This is a genomic window from Pseudoalteromonas sp. RWi3 (assembly GCF_054960735.1).
In genome coordinates this window covers 1-284 of the sequence record NZ_JBHNYL010000052.1, presented here as the reverse complement: position 1 = coordinate 284, position 284 = coordinate 1, and the positions used below count along the sequence as shown (strand labels likewise).

The window sequence follows — 284 nt, the reverse complement described above, 5'->3', positions numbered from 1 at the left end:
CTGATCTGACTCCATAAAAGTAGACACCTATTTAGGAGTCAGGTGTCATGAAAGTAAAAGAATTTCGTAAACATACAGAGGAATTTAAAAGAAAAGTGGTGCAAGAGTCGTTAGATACTCACGGTACAGTTAAAATGGTTGCAGAAAAATACGGTATCCACCCCGATATGCTATCAAGCTGGAGAAGCAAAATGACCTCAAGTCAAACACCCAAGCCACTTAAAAATAAAGGCCCAGAAAAGTCATATAAAGACCTTGAACGTCAAGTCCGCAACCTTGAGAAA

1 protein-coding gene is annotated in these 284 nt (G+C 39.1%); it reads left to right on the top strand.

The window, feature by feature from the left end; translation table 11 throughout:
* Window positions 1–47: 47 nt before the first annotated feature.
* The coding region (locus ACFI4Z_RS19100; protein ID WP_462671894.1) for a transposase at window positions 48–284 on the top strand (237 nt) is incomplete at its 3' end.